Consider the following 16281-nt stretch of genomic DNA (forward strand, 5'->3'; position numbering starts at 1 on the left):
CGATGCTGCCGTTCTGGATTGCCCTGCAATTTCTCAGCAGCCTGCCGATTCGTTTGCCGGGCATGCCGCAGCCTCAAGAGCTTGGGCGTTCGCTGCTGTTTTATCCCGTGGTCGGGCTGTTGTTCGGCGTGCTGTTATGGGCGCTGAACAGCGTATTGATGGGCGCGCCGTTGTTGCTGCATGCCGCCTTATTGCTGACGGCGTGGGTGTTGCTGAGCGGTGGCTTGCACCTGGACGGCCTGGCGGACAGCGCCGATGCCTGGCTCGGTGGTTTCGGCGACCGCGAGCGCACCCTGACCATCATGAAAGACCCGCGCAGCGGGCCGATTGCGGTGGTCACCCTGGGCTTGGTGCTGTTGCTCAAGTTCACCGCGCTGGTGGCGTTGATCGAGAAACATAATGGTGCGGCGTTGATCCTGGCGCCGCTGATCGGGCGGGCATCGATGTTGGCGCTGTTCCTTACCACACGCTATGTGCGCGCTGGGGGGTTGGGCCAGGCGCTGTCAGACTATTTGCCGCGCGTTGTCGGCCAACAGGTGTTGATCCTCAGTGGCCTGGCCTGCATCCTGATCGGCGGTTTCAGTGGCGGCATTGCGGTTCTGTTGGCGGCACTGTGTTTTATCGGCCTGCGCCAATTGATGGTCAACCGGCTCGGTGGCACGACGGGCGACACTGCGGGCGCGCTCCTGGAGCTGCTGGAAGTCGCGGTGTTGGTCGGTTTGGCGCTGTAACACTTTCTTGCATTTCCTTAATCGCGGGTATATACACGTTCCATGCTTGCCTCCCAATGTTTATGCACCAACCTGCGACGTGCCGCCCGTGGCGTCAGCAGGCATTACGACGGCGCTCTCGACGGCTTCGGGATCAACGTCGCCCAGTATTCTCTGCTGTGCAATTTGCAGCGCCTCGACCAACCGAGCATTTCCAGCCTGGCCGAAGCCATGGGCCTGGATCGCAGCACCTTGGGCCGCAACTTGCGCGTGCTGGAGGGCGAAGGCCTGGTACAACTGGTCGAAGGCGATGACCTGCGCAACCGCCTGGTGCTGTTGACGCCAGCCGGCGAAGAGCGGCTGGCTGCGGCGTTGCCGGCGTGGGAAGCGGCGCAGCAAAAATTGATTGATCAGTTAGGCGCCGAAAAGCGCGAAACCTTGTTGGCCTTGCTGGATGAACTCGCCTGATCGCGGGTTTGTTCGATTACAAGCGGGTATATACCCGCGAGCGGAGAATAAGAATATGACCTCGATGTGGCGCACCAGTGGTTGGATCCTTGTGGGGAGTGCGCTGATCCTGGCGTTGTCCTTGGGCGTGCGGCATGGCTTTGGCCTGTTCCTGGCGCCGATGAGCAACGAATTTGGCTGGGGCCGCGAGACGTTTGCTTTTGCCATCGCCCTGCAGAACCTGATCTGGGGCCTGGCGCAGCCGTTTACCGGCGCCCTGGCCGATCGTTTTGGCGCGACCAAGGCAGTGTTTGTCGGCGGCGTGCTGTACGCCGTCGGCCTGGTGTTGATGGGCATGTCCGATTCGGCGTGGTCATTGTCGCTGAGTGCGGGTTTGCTGATTGGCATCGGCCTGTCGGGCACCTCGTTTTCGGTGATTCTCGGCGTGGTGGGCCGCGCCGTACCGCCGGAAAAACGCAGCATGGCCATGGGCATCGCCAGCGCCGCAGGCTCTTTCGGCCAGTTCGCCATGGTACCAGGCACTTTGGGTTTGATCGGCTGGCTGGGCTGGTCGGCCGCTTTGCTGGCATTGGGCCTGATGGTGGCGTTGATTTTGCCGCTGGTGGCGATGCTAAAGGACAAGCCGCTGCCGGTGGTGACTGGCCAGCAAACCTTGCGCGAAGCCTTGAAGGAAGCCTGTTCCCATTCCGGCTTCTGGTTGCTGGCATTCGGCTTTTTTGTGTGCGGTTTCCAGGTGGTGTTTATCGGCGTGCACCTGCCGGCGTATCTGGTCGACCAGCATTTACCGGCCACTGTGGGCACTACGGTGCTGGCCTTGATCGGTCTGTTTAATGTATTCGGCACCTACACCGCCGGCTGGCTTGGCGGGCGCATGTCCAAGCCTCGGCTGCTCACCGGCCTGTACCTGCTGCGTGCGGTGGTCATCGTGTTGTTCCTGTGGGCGCCGGTCACCGAAGTCACGGCCTACCTGTTTGGCATGGCCATGGGCTTTTTGTGGCTGTCCACGGTGCCGCTGACCAACGGCACCGTCGCCACCTTGTTTGGTGTGCGAAACCTCTCGATGCTCGGTGGGATTGTGTTTCTGTTCCACCAACTCGGCTCGTTTCTCGGCGGCTGGTTGGGCGGGGTGGTCTATGATCGAACCGGCAACTACGATTTGATCTGGCAGGTGGCAATTCTGCTCAGCCTGCTCGCCGCCGCGTTGAACTGGCCGGTGCGCGAGCGGCCGGTGGCGCGCCTGCAGGCGCAAATGGAGGCGGCATGAGTGTGACGGCACGGTGTTTGGTGGTGGCGGCGCTGGTCGTGCTGATGCTGCTGGCCTGGTGGGGCTGGCAGCGCGGTGGGCTGGCATTGATGCAACTGGGTATGTCGATCTGTTAAGTTCGTGGTCTGGAAATGTTAAGGACTTATGACATGCAGATGCGCTGGCTTGCAGTACCCGTCCTGATGGCCATTGGCAGTGCTGCCATGGCCGCCAATTGCCCGCCGTTGCTTGAGGGCCAATTGCCCAAGCTGCGCGCCAAGGAATCCATCGATCTGTGCCAGCGCTTCGCCGGCAAACCCCTGGTGATCGTCAACACCGCCAGTTTTTGTGGGTTCGCGCCGCAGTTCAAAGGCCTCGAAGCCTTGTACCAGCGCTATAAGGGCCAGGGCCTGGAAGTGATCGGCGTACCGTCCGATGACTTCAAGCAGGAAGCCAAGACCGGCGAAGAGACCGCCAAGGTCTGTTACGTGAATTACGGCGTGACCTTCACCATGACCGAGCCGCAAAAAGTCAAAGGACCGGACGCGGTCCACCTGTTCAAGGTCCTGGCGCAGCAGACCAGCGCGCCAAAGTGGAATTTCTACAAGTACGTGGTCGATCGCCAGGGCAAGGTCATTGCCAACTTCTCCAGTTTGACCAAGCCGGACAGCCCGGACCTGATCAAGGCAGTGGAAGCGGCATTGGCCTCCAAACCCTGAACGTCGGGCATTAAAAAGCCCCGCCTCCTGTGCAGGAGAGCGGGGCTTTTTTAGATTCAGCTGGCGAGCCGGTCAGGCTCGCGGTGAATCAGAACTTGTAAGTCGCACCCAGGCCGTAACCCCAAGCGCTGTTTTTGTACTCGGCGTTGTAGGCGTTGCCCTTGCCGGTACGGTTGACGTTGACTTCTTCTTCCCACAGGTAGGAGACGGCAGCGTCGATTGTCCAGTCTTCGGTCGGGCTGAAACCGGCACCAAAGCTGACGGCCTTACGGTCGCCAGTCGGGATACGCACCGAACGGTCGGTGTTGTTGGTAGGCGATTGGTCAACCGAGAAACCGGTACGCAGTACCCACTGTTTGTTCACCTGGAACGAAGCACCGATGGCCGAGGCCCAGGTGTCATGCCAGTTCTGTGGCTCGTTGATGCGACCGATTGGGCCAGCCGCGCCACCCAGTGCAGGCGAAACACCCGAGTTGTTGACGGTGATTTCTTTCAGGCGGCTCCAACGGGTCCATGTAGTACCCGCATACAACGTCCATTGGTCATCCAGCTTGTGGGTGATGGACATGTCGTAGGATTCTGGCGTGGTGATATTCAACTTGGCGTCAAAACGCCCGCCGTTGAACGGACCAAAACCCGGGCCGGAAATATCGGTGTGACCCGAGAGGTTGTAGGAAACCTTGGAGGTGTACGTCAGGCCGATGTTGGTGCTCGCCCATGGCGTTACCAGGATACCGACTTTGTAGCCCCACGCGGTGTCATCGCCCTTGATGTCCACCAGGCCATCATTGCGGCCGAAGGTTTGCGCCAGCGGCGTCGACGAGGTCAGGTTACCGCTGATCTTGTTGAACGTCGGGCCAAAACCCACGGACACGTATTCGTTGAAGGCGTAGCTGACAGTCGGCTGGAGGGTGACGACTTTAACGTCACTCTTCTTGCCGTAGTAACGGCCGCCGAAGCTGTCTTCGTAGTTGGTGATCAGGCCGAACGGCGCATACACGCCCAGGCCGAACGCCAGGTCATCGGTGGCTTTTTTCACGGCAAACAACATCGGGACTTTGGTAAAAGGAACCATGTCGCCGTCGTTGCTGCTGCCGGGTGGGCCACCGCTGGTGTTTTTGATATCGGTCTTGGCGTCGATAGCTGCGACGCCGGCAGTGATTTGATCGCGCTTGAGGCGCGACATGCCGGCAGGGTTGCCAGCGACAGTACTTGCATCATCGGCAGATGAAGAGCGCCCCGCAAAACCCGTACCCATCCCACTGATGCTTTGCTCGTTGAGGGCAAAGCCGCTCGCAAACAGTTGGGTGGAGGCCATTGCAACGGCGAGGCTAAGTGTGGTCTTGAGCATTACTTTTTTCATTATTAGAACTCCGTGGTGATCACCGCTGCGGAAAGTAACAATAAATTTAGGTTAGCGCTATAGGCTGTAATGCAGGAGATAGAGCGGTTTTGTAGGACAATCCGACCAAAATCAACGTATTTAGCCGAATCTTGCAAAACGCCTGATCAACAAGTGACCTGATTCATGGGTGAAACACAGGTTTGCCAGGCTTGGGTAAAATCCCGCAGCCGGCCTTGAGGGTGAAATATTTCTTTCCAGATGCGCGCCATCGCCAGTACATCGCCAGGCTCCGGCAGGGCAGGGCGGTGTTGCTCCACCAGCAGCCAGGCAATGGCGGTGGCATACCGAAGGTTAACGGTCAGCTCAAGCTGCGGCGCACTGAGGAATGCATGCTGGCTGGCCAGCCCGCGTACCAGGCTGGCGCGCTCGGGGTCGCGCGCCAGGTAGTGGTCCCAAAGGGCGCGGTGGCGCGGCTCGGTGATGCTGTACAGGCCGTGGCCACGCCGGTCATGCAGCGCCGAGCCGAGTTCCGACTGGCTGGCGGCAATGCCCAGCAGCAGGGCTTCGGCTGTCGCGTCATGGCGGCCGAGGTAGATCAAAGTCGGCCGGATCACATAACGACACAATTCGCTGGCGGCGATACCCATACAAGCCTCGGTCCATGAAAGTGGTCGACGGTGCCTGAGAGGGGGCTTGGCAGCTGTGAATCGAATCTCAGGCCCGTCGCAAGCGGATCATGCCGCTTGAGTTGAAGTGTAGTGTCATATTCACGATGTAAAGGACTGTTTTTAAAACATCTTCTTCATTTAGTTATAACGTTTATATCTATTTGAACTTAGCCAAAATGTTTCAATGACGAATTTCAGGCAATAAAAAACCCTGCTTTTTAAACAGGGTTTTTGTGTTTCAGCGACTCGGGTCGATCAGGCAGTCAGTGCCTGACGGGTACGCTCGATCACGGCCTGCAGCGGTTCTGCGCTGGAGTATTGATCGGGGTACAGGCGTTCGCTGTGACGAGCGATGCCGTGTTCGTTGACCAGGGTGAAGCTGAAGCAGCCTTTGCGAGCGGCCATGATCAGGCAGTTCATTGGTGCAAAAGCGTTGGTGAGGGTGCGAATGGCATCCTGAGTGTGGATTTGAGCGTTCATATTATTGGTGTTCCTACAAATGACACGGATAAGAACCGTGCAGCGTTAAAACGTTCCAGTAACGTTGATCACCATTGATCAAACGAAGAACCCGACTGGAACAAAGCAGCCAGTTTGAAGCGCTATTAAGTTGGCGCGCTTGGGCTGGCAGGTAGGTACTTAGGAGGGCAGGCAACACAACAGGGGCAAAGGTTCTGGGCCCAGGGTGAAGATCCTGATCAATTTGCAGGTTGGTTCGGTCAGAGTATTGAGACTTCGCGACACCCTTTGCATATTCAAAGGCAGTGTCGTCGCAAGTGATACCTGGAAACCATCGAGGTGGTCGGTCCCGTGTTGTTCAGGGGAGTTGTTCGACCAGAATTGACTTTCAGCTTGGTACTAACGCCGCGGATAGTAACGGATCGAAACCGGGAAGGGAAGCGGCTGAGCAAAAAACTTTTATCAACCGCCCAGCAGGCCACGATAGACCAGCACCGTCACGGCCGCCGCCAGTGAGCAACCCAGCCCGTAGGCGGCGAGGGTCAGGCGCCAGGAACGGCCGGTCTCGATCACCTTCATCACGTCGCGCATGTCATTGATCCGGCCGTCTCCCAGCTCGATGCACAGGCTGACGGCAGTAAAGGCCGCCGATAACAGGATAGCAATGGCGAACAACGCCCCGTCAGGCGAGGGCAGCGCTGCATTGATGCCCAGTGAGGTCGCGCAGATGGCGAGCAGCAACACGGCAAACAACAGAATTCCTTTCATCGGCGCCTACAGGAGGGTCAAGTCGATGGGGCGTGAGTGTGGCGAGCCGAGGCGGATTTGAAAAGTACTCTGTTCCTGCAGGCCGGTAACATTTTCGAACAGGTTGAAGCAAAAAACCTCGGTGATATAACCACTGGATGGGTACTTGTGCACATTAGTTGCGCGGTGTGTAACCCCTCTGTCAACTGCCCGGAAGCGTCGTCGTTAGCCTGCAACGAAAATTTAAGTCAATGAAAAACATCACTTTTTTTTATTGGTGAAAAAATCGTCAGTTTGACTGCGGCCCCCGTTTCATGGGCCTTTGCGCGAGTTCAAGGCAGGTTGTCCACTGAGTTATCCACAGCTTCTGTGGATTGTCCCGAGCGCTTGCTCTAGAACGGGCGTGTAGGATTTTTCCAGCTTTACCTGCGCGAAAAAAAGAGTAGAGTGGCGCGCCTTCCAATCTGTCCCACAGTGCTTTATGAAGTTTCGCTCAGTATCACCCTCTGTTACCGACACCCCTCAAACTGTTACCGCACCCAAGCGCTTTTCCTTGAAAGTTGCCTTGTGGTTGCTCGACAGCCCGCGACTGGGGCACAACGTCAACGTCAAGCACTTCGCCGGGCACCTGCTCAAGCAGCCGGCCCGCGATGGCGTAGTCGCCGCCCAAAGCCGGCTGGGCCAGTTGATGTGTCGCGAGTGCGGCAATGCCCGCGACCGCCGCATCGGCCACGACCTGCTGCGCCTGGCCGCCCGCGCCGGCGACCGTCGCGCCCTGCGCGAGTTGGGGCAGGTCGAAGACTGAGCTGTCCTCAAGCCCCGTGCTTGGTTAACCTTGCTCCTTTTGGGTGATGGCAGAAATGGCTATGGTTTTTGACTGGACCAGTATTGCCTTGGGTCTGGCGGGTGCAGCAGTGCCGTTACTGGCCCTGTGCTGGCAGATTCAACGACGACTGAGCGCGCGCATGACCGGCTGGGAGCTGCTCGAAGAGCGCCTGGCTACCGCGCAACTGGCCCAAGAGGGGCTGGCCGCGCAACTCGACGCCAGTCGCGATGAAATCAGCGACCTCAGCCAGGCCAACGCCGCCAAACAGGCTGACCTGGCCGCCATGCGCCGCGAAGTCGAACTGCTGCAAATCGACCGCGATAATGCCCGCGACGCCGCCCACGCCTGGAACCTCGACCGCAGCGCCAAGGAAACCGAGCTGCGCCGCCTCGATGCGCTGTCAGCCGCCTTGCGCGCCGAACTGCGTGAGCAACAGGACAGCCATCAACAGCGCCTCACCGACCTGCAAGGTTCGCGCGATGAGCTGCGCGCGCAGTTTGCCGAACTTGCCGGAAAGATCTTCGATGAGCGCGAGCAGCGTTTCGCCGAAACCAGCCAGGAACGCCTGGGCCAGTTGCTTGACCCGCTGAAGGAGCGCATCCAGTCCTTCGAAAAGCGTGTGGAAGAAAGCTATCAGAACGAGGCCCGCGAGCGTTTTTCCCTGGCTAAAGAGCTTGAGCGTCTGCAGCAATTGAACCTGCGCCTGTCGGACGAAGCCACCAACCTGACCCGCGCCCTCAAGGGCCAGAAAACCCAGGGCAACTGGGGCGAACTGATTCTTGAGCGGGTGCTGGAACATGCCGGGCTGGAGAAGGGCCGCGAGTACCAGACCCAAGTGAGCCTCAAAGGGCCGGACGGCGAGCGCTTCCAGCCGGACGTGCTGATCATGTTGCCGGGCGACAAGCAGGTGGTGGTCGACTCCAAGGTCAGCCTCACGGCGTATCAGCAATATGTGGCGGCAGATGATGAGGTGATTGGCCAGGCGGCCCTCAAGCAGCATGTACTGTCCCTGCGTAACCACGTCAAAGGCTTGGCCGGCAAGGATTACAAGCGCCTGGAAGGGTTGCACAGCCTGGATTTCGTGTTGCTGTTCGTGCCCATCGAGGCGGCTTTTTCCGCGGCTTTGCAGGCTGAGCCGAACCTGTTCCAGGAGGCGTTCGACCGCCATATCGTGATTGTCAGCCCCACCACCTTGCTCGCCACCCTGCGGGTAATCGACAGCCTGTGGAAGCAAGAGCGTCAGAGTCAGAACGCGCGGGAAATTGCCGAACGGGCCGGCTGGCTGTACGACAAGTTCGTGCTGTTTATCCAGGACCTGGATGAAGTGGGCAACCGTCTGCAACAGTTGGATAAGGCTTACAGCGCGGCGCGTAACAAGCTCACAGATGGGCGTGGGAATCTGGTCAGCCGTACCGAGCAATTGCGGTTGCTGGGCGCGCGCGCGAGTAAAAGCCTGCCGGCGGATTTGCTCGAACGCGCAATGACCGATTCAGACGGCGTGGCGCACCTGCCCGAGTAAATGCAATCCGACCGAGTACACTGTTTAAAGCGGCAAATGCCGACTCAACAACGCCCGCAACGCCGCCGGTTTCACCGGCTTGGCCAAGTAATCCAACCCCGCTGCATGCACCTCGGCGACCATCTCCGGTCGCCCATCGGCACTGATCACCACCCCGGGAATCGGCTCCGCCAGCTGCGCCCGCAGCCAGCCCATCAGCTCCGTGCCCGTCTCGCCGTGGTCCAGGTGGTAATCCACCAGCGCCAATTGCGGTCGCACACCTTCAGCCAGCAGTGCCGCGCATTGCGCCTGGTCGGCGGCGGTCCACACCTCGCAGCCCCAGCGCGTCAGCAGGCTGCGCATGCCGATCAGGATGCTTTCCTCGTTATCCACGCACAGCACCTGCGCGCCGCTTAATGGCTGCCCATTGTCTGGCGCGATCTTGACCTGCGGGCTGGCCTGGTTGCGCGCCAGCGGCACGCGCACGCTGAACACGCTGCCTTGGCCCGGCCACGAGCGCACGCTCAATGTATGCCCGAGCACGCGGCACAGGCCGTCAGCGATGGCCAGGCCCAGGCCCAGGCCTTTCTCGGCGCGGGTCTGGTGGCTGTCCAGGCGCTTGAACTCTTCGAAGATGACCTTCTGTTTATCCAGCGGAATGCCAGGGCCACGGTCCCACACTTCCAGGCACAGTTCGCCTTTGCGCCTGCGCACGCCCAGCAGCACGGGGCCGTCGGCATAGCGGAACGCATTGGTGAGAAAATTCTGCAGAATCCGCCTGAGCAACTTGATGTCGCTGTCCACCCGCAACCGGCTGCCGCGCAAGCGAAAACGCAGGCCCTGCTCCTGAGCCAGCGCCTTGAATTCGGCGCCGAGGGTGTCGAACAGCTCGTTGAGCACGAAGGGCTGGCGCTGCGGGTTAATCTTGCCGTTTTCCAGGCGTGAGATATCCAGCAAATCACTGATCAAGTCTTCGGCCGAACGCAGCGAGCTGTCCAAGTGCTGCACCAATTGCCGGGCGTCGGCAGACAGGCCATCGTGCTGGTGGGAGAGGGCAGCCGAGAACAGGCGAGCGGCATTCAAGGGTTGCATCAGGTCGTGGCTGACAGCCGCAAGGAAGCGGGTTTTCGACTGGCTGGCAGATTCGGCCACGCCCTTGGCGTCGGTCAAAGCGACATTGAGTTGGGACAGCTCATGGGTGCGCTCGGTCACTCGTTGCTCAAGGCCTTCATTGGCCTCGGTCAGCGCCTGCTCGGCCTCCCGAAACGCAGTGATGTCGGTAAAGCTCATGACAAACCCGCCGCCGGGCATCGGATTGCCGATCAGCTCAATCACGCGGCCATTCGGGAATAACCGTTCGGAGGTGTGCGCGCGACCTTGGCGCATCCAGTGCAGGCGGCGCGCTACGTGCACTTGGGCCTCGCCCGGCCCACACAGGCCGCGCTCGGCGTTGTAGCGAATGATGTCGGCAATCGGCCGGCCCACGCTGATCAGGCCTTCGGGGTAGTTGAACAGTTCCAGATAGCGGCGGTTCCAGGCCACCAGCTTGAGGGACTGGTCGACCACACTGATGCCCTGGGTGATGTTTTCGATCGCGCCTTGCAGCAGCGCGCGGTTGAACTGCAACACCTCGGAGGCTTCGTCGGCGATGCGTACTACGTCCTCCAGCTGCATCTCCCGACCTTCAATCGCGGCTTTTACCACAGCGCGTGTCGAAGAGGCGCCGAGCACGCCGGCCAGCAAGCGTTCGGTGTGGGCGATCCAGTCGTTATCGGCGTTCTGGTTGGGGTTGAAGCCTTTGCCTTGGCGATAGGCGAAACGGATAAAGCTTTGCTGGGCGCGTTCCTCGCCGACAAAACGTGCCGCAAGGCTGAGCAGGTCGCTGATCTGCACCGACAGCATCGAGCGCGCATTGGCGCGCTGACTGATTTCCTGACCGATAAAGCGCCCGGCCTGCCAATGCTCGGACACCCGTGTGCGCGACAGCATCGACACCCACACGAACAGCGTAAAGTTGCCCGCCAGGGAAAACACAGTGCCCAAGGTCAACGAGGTGACGGTGAAACCAAAGGGGTGCGAATGCATCCACGTCAGCCCGGGGAAAAGGCTTAACGACCAGCCCAGGCTTTTCGCCGTTACCGGTAGGACCAAGGTGTAGAACCACAGGAAAGTGCCCGCCGCCAAGCCGGCAAACACGCCGCGTCGGTTGGCCTGCTTCCAATACAGCGCGCCAAGCATCGCGGGCGCCAGTTGGGTAACGGCGGCGAACGCGATCTGGCCGATGGTTGCCAGGCTCGCGCTGGAGCCGAGCAGGCGGTAACTCACGTAGGCCAGCAACAGGATGATCACAATGCTGACGCGGCGCACCGACAGCATCCAGTGGCGGAATACTTCGAACGGCCGCTCGGCGCTGGAACGGCGCAGCAGCCACGGCAGCAGCATGTCGTTGGAGACCATGGTCGACAAGGCGATGCTCGCCACAATCACCATGCCGGTGGCCGCCGAGGCGCCGCCGATAAACGCCAGCACAGCAAGCGCCGGGTGCGCTTCGGCCATGGGCAGGCTGATCACGTAGGAGTCCGGCAATACCGAGGCGGGCAAAAGCATTTTGCCGCCGAGGGCGATAGGGATGACGAACAGTGCGGCGAGGATCAGGTACGCGGGGAACACCCACTTGGCCAGGCGCAAGTCCTGCGGGTCGATGTTCTCCACCACAGTGACGTGAAACTGCCGCGGCAGGCAGATGATCGCCATCATCGCTACGCCGGTCTGCACCACCATCGATGGCCAGTTGATGGTTTCTGTCCAGTATTCCTCCAGGCGCGGGGCGAGCATGGCCTGGCTGAACAGATCGCCAAATCCGTCGTACAGGCCGAAGGTCACGAATGCACCGACCGCCAGAAACGCGAACAGCTTGACCAGCGATTCAAACGCAATCGCCAGCACCATGCCACGGTGGTGTTCGGTGGCGTCGAGGTTGCGGGTACCGAATACAATGGTGAACAGCGCCAATACCAGCGACACGATCAACGCGGTGTCCTGGGCGCGGGTGCCGGTGGTGTCGGGGCCGGAGCCGATCAACAGGTTCACGCCCAGCACGATGCCTTTGAGTTGCAGGGCGATATAGGGCAGCACGCCGACCAGGCAGATCAGCGCCACCACCACGGCCAGGGATTGGGATTTGCCGTAGCGTGCGGCGATAAAGTCGGCAATGGAGGTGATGTTTTCCTGCTTGCTGATCAGAATCATCTTCTGCAGCACCCAAGGTGCCAGCACCAGCAGCAGGACAGGTCCCAGGTAGATCGGTAAAAACGCCCACAGCTGCTCGGCGGCCTGGCCTACGGCGCCGAAGAAGGTCCAACTGGTGCAGTAAACGGCTAGCGACAGGCTGTATACCCAGGCACGCATGCGTGGCGGCAGCGGCGCGTGGCGGCGATCACCGTAAAAGGCGATGGCAAACATAATGGCCATATAGGCCAGGGCAACGGCGGCGATCAGCCCGCTGGACAGCGTCATGGTAACTCCGAGCATAAGAACACCCGGGCATTCCGAGCCCGGTAGGACAGTCTCGCATGATGCCGGGGGTTAGTCAGTGTCGACCAAGGTCGTGTGGGATCGAATGTCGCAGGGCGTGTTCAACGCGGTGGCAGGGTTTTCTGACGCAAGATGTAAACGGTCACCAACACCGCACTGGTCAGCATAAACCCACGTGCCCAAGGCAGCGGCACCAGGTAGCAGGAAAACCCAATGCTCAGCCACATCAGGCCTATGGCATACACCTTGCCCTTGAGCGGAATACCATTGCCATCCAGATAGTCACGAATCCACGGCCCCAGGCGCGGATGTTCCACCAGCCATTGGTAAAAGCGCGGGGAGCTTCGAGCGAAGCAGGCGGCGGCGAGCAGCAGGAAGGGTGTGGTTGGCAATACCGGCAGGAAAATACCAATCACGCCCAGCGCTACGCTCAGCCAGCCGATGGCCAGCAGCACGTAGCGCAGGAGCAGTGAGCGGTTGCCCATGGGCGTCATGGGCAGACGACTCAGTGGTGACGAGGCTTGAGGATCGCCGGTTTTTCGTCAGGCGCGTTGCACAGCAGGTACAAGGCGGTGAGGGCTTCCGGGATCTGTACGATCATGTCGTCCATCAGGTTGGCATCGGCGGCGATGTCGGAGAATTCCGGCTGGTCGTCGAACAAGCCCGAACCGACCATGATCGGCAGCAGCATTTCGCTGACTTCTTCCTCGGCAGTTTCGAACCAGGCGGCTTCGCGCAGGAACACACCTTCCATGAAGCCGATGCACCAGCCGCGCAGGTCGGAGTCATCCGGCTCCTCACCCAGGTCCAGCTCGCATGGCAGCTCGAATTCCTCATCGGAAGCCAGTTGGCGACCAATGTGGGCCTTGAGGGCCAGCAGGGTCGATTCGATTTCTTCGCGTTGGGCGGCGTCGGCGTAGTGCGGTTCTTCGGCGAACAGCGCGTCGATCCATTCACGGTCGGGCACGACGTCGGCGCAGATCGACAGGGCGGTCAGGTAGCCGTGAGCGGCCACGTAGTCCAGCGCCTCGTCATGCAGCTCATCGGCGTCGAGGAAGGCTTGCAGGCGGGTTAGTTGCTCAGCGAAGGACATTGAAGGGCTACCTTGGGAATAAACGATGCTGAATTCTAGGCTTTCTTGAGCGCCCAGGCCAGCTGCAAGGCATATTTGCCGGGTTTTAGAGCACGATGACTATTCGTCAGTGACGCCCTTTGCCGGGTAACGCTCGGGTATACTGCCGCGTTTTGTGATGCCCCTGCAGGCCAAGCGCCAATCCGCGAAAACTTCGCTTACGGATTATTTCCCGTGAAGCGGTGTTTTTTCGGCCAGCCTGTACAGAGGGATTTCGGCACCATTTTGGAGTTTTACATGCTCGAGCAGGCTCAACGCGTCCTCAAGGACATCTTCGGCTACGACAGTTTTCGTGGCCGCCAGGGTGCGATCATTGAGCGCGTGGCCAGTGGTGGTGATGCCCTGGTCCTGATGCCTACCGGTGGCGGCAAGTCGTTGTGCTTCCAGGTGCCGGCGCTGTTGCGCAATGGCTTGGCCGTGGTGGTGTCGCCGCTCATCGCGTTGATGGACGACCAGGTCGCCACCCTTGAAGAACTCGGTGTCGCCGCCGCTTCCTTGAACTCCACCTTGAGTGCCGAACAGCAGCGCGAGCTGGCTGCGCGCATCAAGCGCGGTGAAGTGAAGATGCTCTACCTGGCGCCTGAACGGCTGGTGCAGCCGCGCATGCTGGCCTTTCTGCAAAGCCTGGAAATTGCGCTGTTCGCCATCGACGAAGCCCACTGCGTGTCGCAATGGGGCCACGATTTCCGTCGCGAATACCTGCAGCTGGGCCAACTGGCGGAATTGTTCCCCGACGTGCCGCGCATCGCCCTGACCGCCACCGCCGACAAACGCACCCGGGAAGAAATCGTCGAGCGCCTGCATCTGCAGAACGCCGAACGCTTTCTGTCGAGCTTCGACCGGCCGAATATTTTTTACCGCATCGTGCCCAAGGAACAGCCGCGCAAGCAGTTGCTGGCGTTCCTGTCCGAGCGGCGCAGCGACGCAGGCATCGTGTATTGCCTGTCGCGCAAAAAGGTCGATGAGGTCGCTGCGTTCCTCTGCGAGCAAGGCTACCCGGCGCTGCCGTATCACGCGGGCCTGCCCAATGACACGCGCTCTGCCCACCAGAAGCGCTTCCTCAACGAGGAAGGCCTGATCATGGTGGCGACCATCGCGTTCGGCATGGGCATCGACAAATCCAACGTGCGCTTTGTTGCGCATATGGACCTGCCCAAGTCCCTCGAGGCCTACTACCAGGAAACCGGTCGCGCCGGCCGTGACGGCCTGCCGGCGGATGCCTGGATGGTCTACGGCCTGCAAGACGTGGTGATGCTCAAGCAGATGTTGCAGAACTCCGAAGGTGACGAGCGCCACAAACGCCTGGAACAACACAAGCTCGATGCCATGCTCTCGCTGTGCGAAGAGACCCGCTGCCGCCGTCAGACGCTGCTCGCCTATTTCGACGAGGACATGCCCGAGCCATGCGGGCACTGTGACAATTGCACCGATGGTGTACAGACCTGGGACGCCACTGAGCCGGCGCGCCAGGCGCTGTCAACGATCTACCGCACTGGCCAGCGCTACGGCGTGGGGCATCTGGTGGATGTTTTGCTGGGCAAGGACAACGAGAAAGTGCGCAGTTTCGGCCACGAAAAACTCTCGGTATACGGCGTCGGCAAGGCGCGCGCCGAAGGCGAATGGCGTTCGTTGTTCCGGCAGATGGTCGCGCGCAACCTGGTGGACATCGACATTGAAGGCTACGGCGGCTTGCGCCTGAACGACAGTTGCCGACCCTTGCTCAAGGGCGAGGTGAGCCTGGAGCTGCGTCGCGACCTCAAGCCGCAGACCACCGCCAAAAGCAGCAGCACCAGCCCGGCCAGCCAATTGGTGCGTGGTGAAGAACGCGAACAGTGGGAAGCCTTGCGCACCCTGCGGCGCAAACTGGCGCAGGAACACAGTGTGCCGCCTTACGTCATCTTCCCCGACTCCACGTTGCTGGAGATGCTGCGCGAGCAGCCGACCAGCATGGCCGAGATGGCCAAGGTCAGCGGCGTCGGTGCGCGCAAGCTGGAACGCTATGGCCAGGCCTTCCTCGAAGTGCTCGGTGGCCAGGCCGAGGCGCCGAAGGAAGTCGCCGACATCCGTCACGAACTGATCAGCCTGGCGCGTGCCGGCATGACCCCGATCCAGATCGCCGGCCAGCTGCAATGCTCGGAAAAAAACGTCTACACCTTGCTGGCTGAGTCCATCGGCAAACAGCAATTGTCGTTGGAGCAGGCCCTTGATTTGCCGGAAGATCTGCTCGGTGAAATCCAGGATGCTTTCCTCGACGGAGAAGGCGAATTGCCACCTGTCACGGAGATCGCACCGCTGTTTACCGGGCGTGTTCCTGAGGGTGTTTTGTATTGCGTACGGGCCGCTTTGCAGTCTGAATTCGAAATTTAGTGTGCCAATTACGACAATGTAACGAATCAGTACATAGCACTACTTGCCTCCTGGCATAGCTCATGCTTAGCTGACTAATAATTAGCCACATTTTATTTTCAGTCTAAAACATGAGTTTTTTATGCCGTTAACCGAACAACACCGCTTTGGCATGCAGTTGGCGCATATGTCCCGAGGCTGGCGCGCTGAACTGGACCGCCGTTTGGCGGGGCTGGGTTTGTCCCAGGCGCGTTGGCTGGTGCTGTTGCACCTGGCCCGTTTTGCCGATGCACCGACTCAGCGCGAACTGGCGCAAAGCGTCGGTGTGGAAGGCCCCACCCTGGCACGCCTGCTGGACAGCCTTGAAAGCCAGGGCCTGGTGCAGCGCCAGGCGGTGCTGGAAGACCGGCGCGCCAAACGCATCCTGCTGTGCGACTCCGCTCGCCCGTTGATCGACCAGATCGAAACCATCGCCACGGCCTTGCGCCATGAGTTGTTAGTGGGCCTGGATGAAGCAGATTTGAGTGTGTGCATGCGCGTGCATGAGCACATTCTGGCGAACCTGGAAAAGTCCTGAGGTGTGGCG

The 16281-nt window shown here is 60.2% G+C and carries 15 protein-coding genes; 8 read left to right on the forward strand and 7 right to left on the reverse strand.

Going from position 1 to position 16281, the window contains the following annotated elements; translation table 11 throughout:
* The first annotated feature begins 2 nt into the window (after nucleotides 1-2).
* From FFI16_RS05550 to FFI16_RS05565, 4 genes are all read left to right on the forward strand, one after another.
* A complete protein-coding gene (locus tag FFI16_RS05550; protein WP_138814458.1) occupies nucleotides 3-731 on the forward strand; it encodes an adenosylcobinamide-GDP ribazoletransferase in 729 nt (242 codons plus the stop codon).
* 42 nt (nucleotides 732-773) lie between these two features.
* Nucleotides 774-1178 carry a MarR family winged helix-turn-helix transcriptional regulator gene (locus FFI16_RS05555; RefSeq protein ID WP_138814459.1) on the forward strand — a complete coding sequence of 135 codons (405 nt, stop codon included), beginning with the start codon at nucleotides 774-776 and terminating at the stop codon, nucleotides 1176-1178.
* A 64-nt stretch (nucleotides 1179-1242) separates the two neighbouring features.
* On the forward strand, nucleotides 1243-2442 hold the full coding sequence (locus FFI16_RS05560; protein WP_178076253.1) for an MFS transporter: 1200 nt from the start codon (nucleotides 1243-1245) through the stop codon (nucleotides 2440-2442).
* Nucleotides 2443-2591: 149 nt separating this feature from the next.
* Entirely contained in the window at nucleotides 2592-3140 is a 549-nt protein-coding gene (locus FFI16_RS05565; RefSeq protein WP_138814460.1) for a glutathione peroxidase, read from the forward strand.
* A gap of 88 nt (nucleotides 3141-3228) precedes the next feature.
* On the opposite strand, the gene FFI16_RS05570 is transcribed toward FFI16_RS05565, so the two are convergent.
* The 4 genes from FFI16_RS05570 to FFI16_RS05590 all read right to left on the reverse strand — a co-directional run bounded on the left by FFI16_RS05570 (nucleotide 3229) and on the right by FFI16_RS05590 (nucleotide 6380).
* Nucleotides 3229-4503, reverse strand: a complete 1275-nt coding sequence (locus tag FFI16_RS05570) for an OmpP1/FadL family transporter (RefSeq protein WP_138814461.1) — start codon at nucleotides 4501-4503, stop codon at nucleotides 3229-3231.
* Between the two features lie 146 nt (nucleotides 4504-4649).
* Nucleotides 4650-5132: a hypothetical protein gene (locus FFI16_RS05575; RefSeq protein WP_138814462.1), complete on the reverse strand. Its 483-nt coding sequence runs from the start codon at nucleotides 5130-5132 to the stop codon at nucleotides 4650-4652.
* Nucleotides 5133-5408: 276 nt separating this feature from the next.
* Nucleotides 5409-5633: a hypothetical protein gene (locus FFI16_RS05580; RefSeq protein ID WP_005790139.1), complete on the reverse strand. Its 225-nt coding sequence runs from the start codon at nucleotides 5631-5633 to the stop codon at nucleotides 5409-5411.
* 441 nt (nucleotides 5634-6074) lie between these two features.
* Nucleotides 6075-6380 (reverse strand): hypothetical protein, encoded by a 306-nt coding sequence (locus tag FFI16_RS05590; protein WP_138814463.1) that lies wholly within the window; start codon nucleotides 6378-6380, stop codon nucleotides 6075-6077.
* Between the two features lie 460 nt (nucleotides 6381-6840).
* Between FFI16_RS05590 and FFI16_RS05595 the strand changes: the two genes are divergently transcribed.
* Nucleotides 6841-7164, forward strand: a complete 324-nt coding sequence (locus FFI16_RS05595) for a sel1 repeat family protein (RefSeq protein ID WP_138814464.1) — start codon at nucleotides 6841-6843, stop codon at nucleotides 7162-7164.
* 175 nt (nucleotides 7165-7339) lie between these two features.
* A complete protein-coding gene (gene rmuC / locus FFI16_RS05600; RefSeq protein ID WP_178112725.1) occupies nucleotides 7340-8704 on the forward strand; it encodes a DNA recombination protein RmuC in 1365 nt (454 codons plus the stop codon).
* Between the two features lie 24 nt (nucleotides 8705-8728).
* On the opposite strand, the gene FFI16_RS05605 is transcribed toward rmuC, so the two are convergent.
* From FFI16_RS05605 to FFI16_RS05615, 3 genes are all read right to left on the reverse strand, one after another.
* Nucleotides 8729-12199 carry a PAS domain-containing hybrid sensor histidine kinase/response regulator gene (locus FFI16_RS05605; RefSeq protein WP_138814465.1) on the reverse strand — a complete coding sequence of 1157 codons (3471 nt, stop codon included), beginning with the start codon at nucleotides 12197-12199 and terminating at the stop codon, nucleotides 8729-8731.
* A gap of 119 nt (nucleotides 12200-12318) precedes the next feature.
* Nucleotides 12319-12711, reverse strand: coding sequence for a YbaN family protein (locus FFI16_RS05610; RefSeq protein ID WP_178112636.1), 393 nt, complete (start codon nucleotides 12709-12711; stop codon nucleotides 12319-12321).
* A gap of 11 nt (nucleotides 12712-12722) precedes the next feature.
* Nucleotides 12723-13310 carry a YecA family protein gene (locus FFI16_RS05615; protein ID WP_017134909.1) on the reverse strand — a complete coding sequence of 196 codons (588 nt, stop codon included), beginning with the start codon at nucleotides 13308-13310 and terminating at the stop codon, nucleotides 12723-12725.
* Between the two features lie 276 nt (nucleotides 13311-13586).
* On the opposite strand from FFI16_RS05615, the gene recQ reads away from it, so the two are divergent.
* Nucleotides 13587-15716, forward strand: coding sequence for a DNA helicase RecQ (recQ, locus tag FFI16_RS05620; protein WP_065929768.1), 2130 nt, complete (start codon nucleotides 13587-13589; stop codon nucleotides 15714-15716).
* 121 nt (nucleotides 15717-15837) lie between these two features.
* Nucleotides 15838-16272, forward strand: a complete 435-nt coding sequence (locus FFI16_RS05625) for a MarR family transcriptional regulator (protein ID WP_138814466.1) — start codon at nucleotides 15838-15840, stop codon at nucleotides 16270-16272.
* Nucleotides 16273-16281 lie beyond the last annotated feature (9 nt).

Origin of the sequence: Pseudomonas sp. KBS0710, from assembly GCF_005938045.2 — a bacterium.
In the GTDB taxonomy this organism is placed as follows: domain Bacteria; phylum Pseudomonadota; class Gammaproteobacteria; order Pseudomonadales; family Pseudomonadaceae; genus Aquipseudomonas.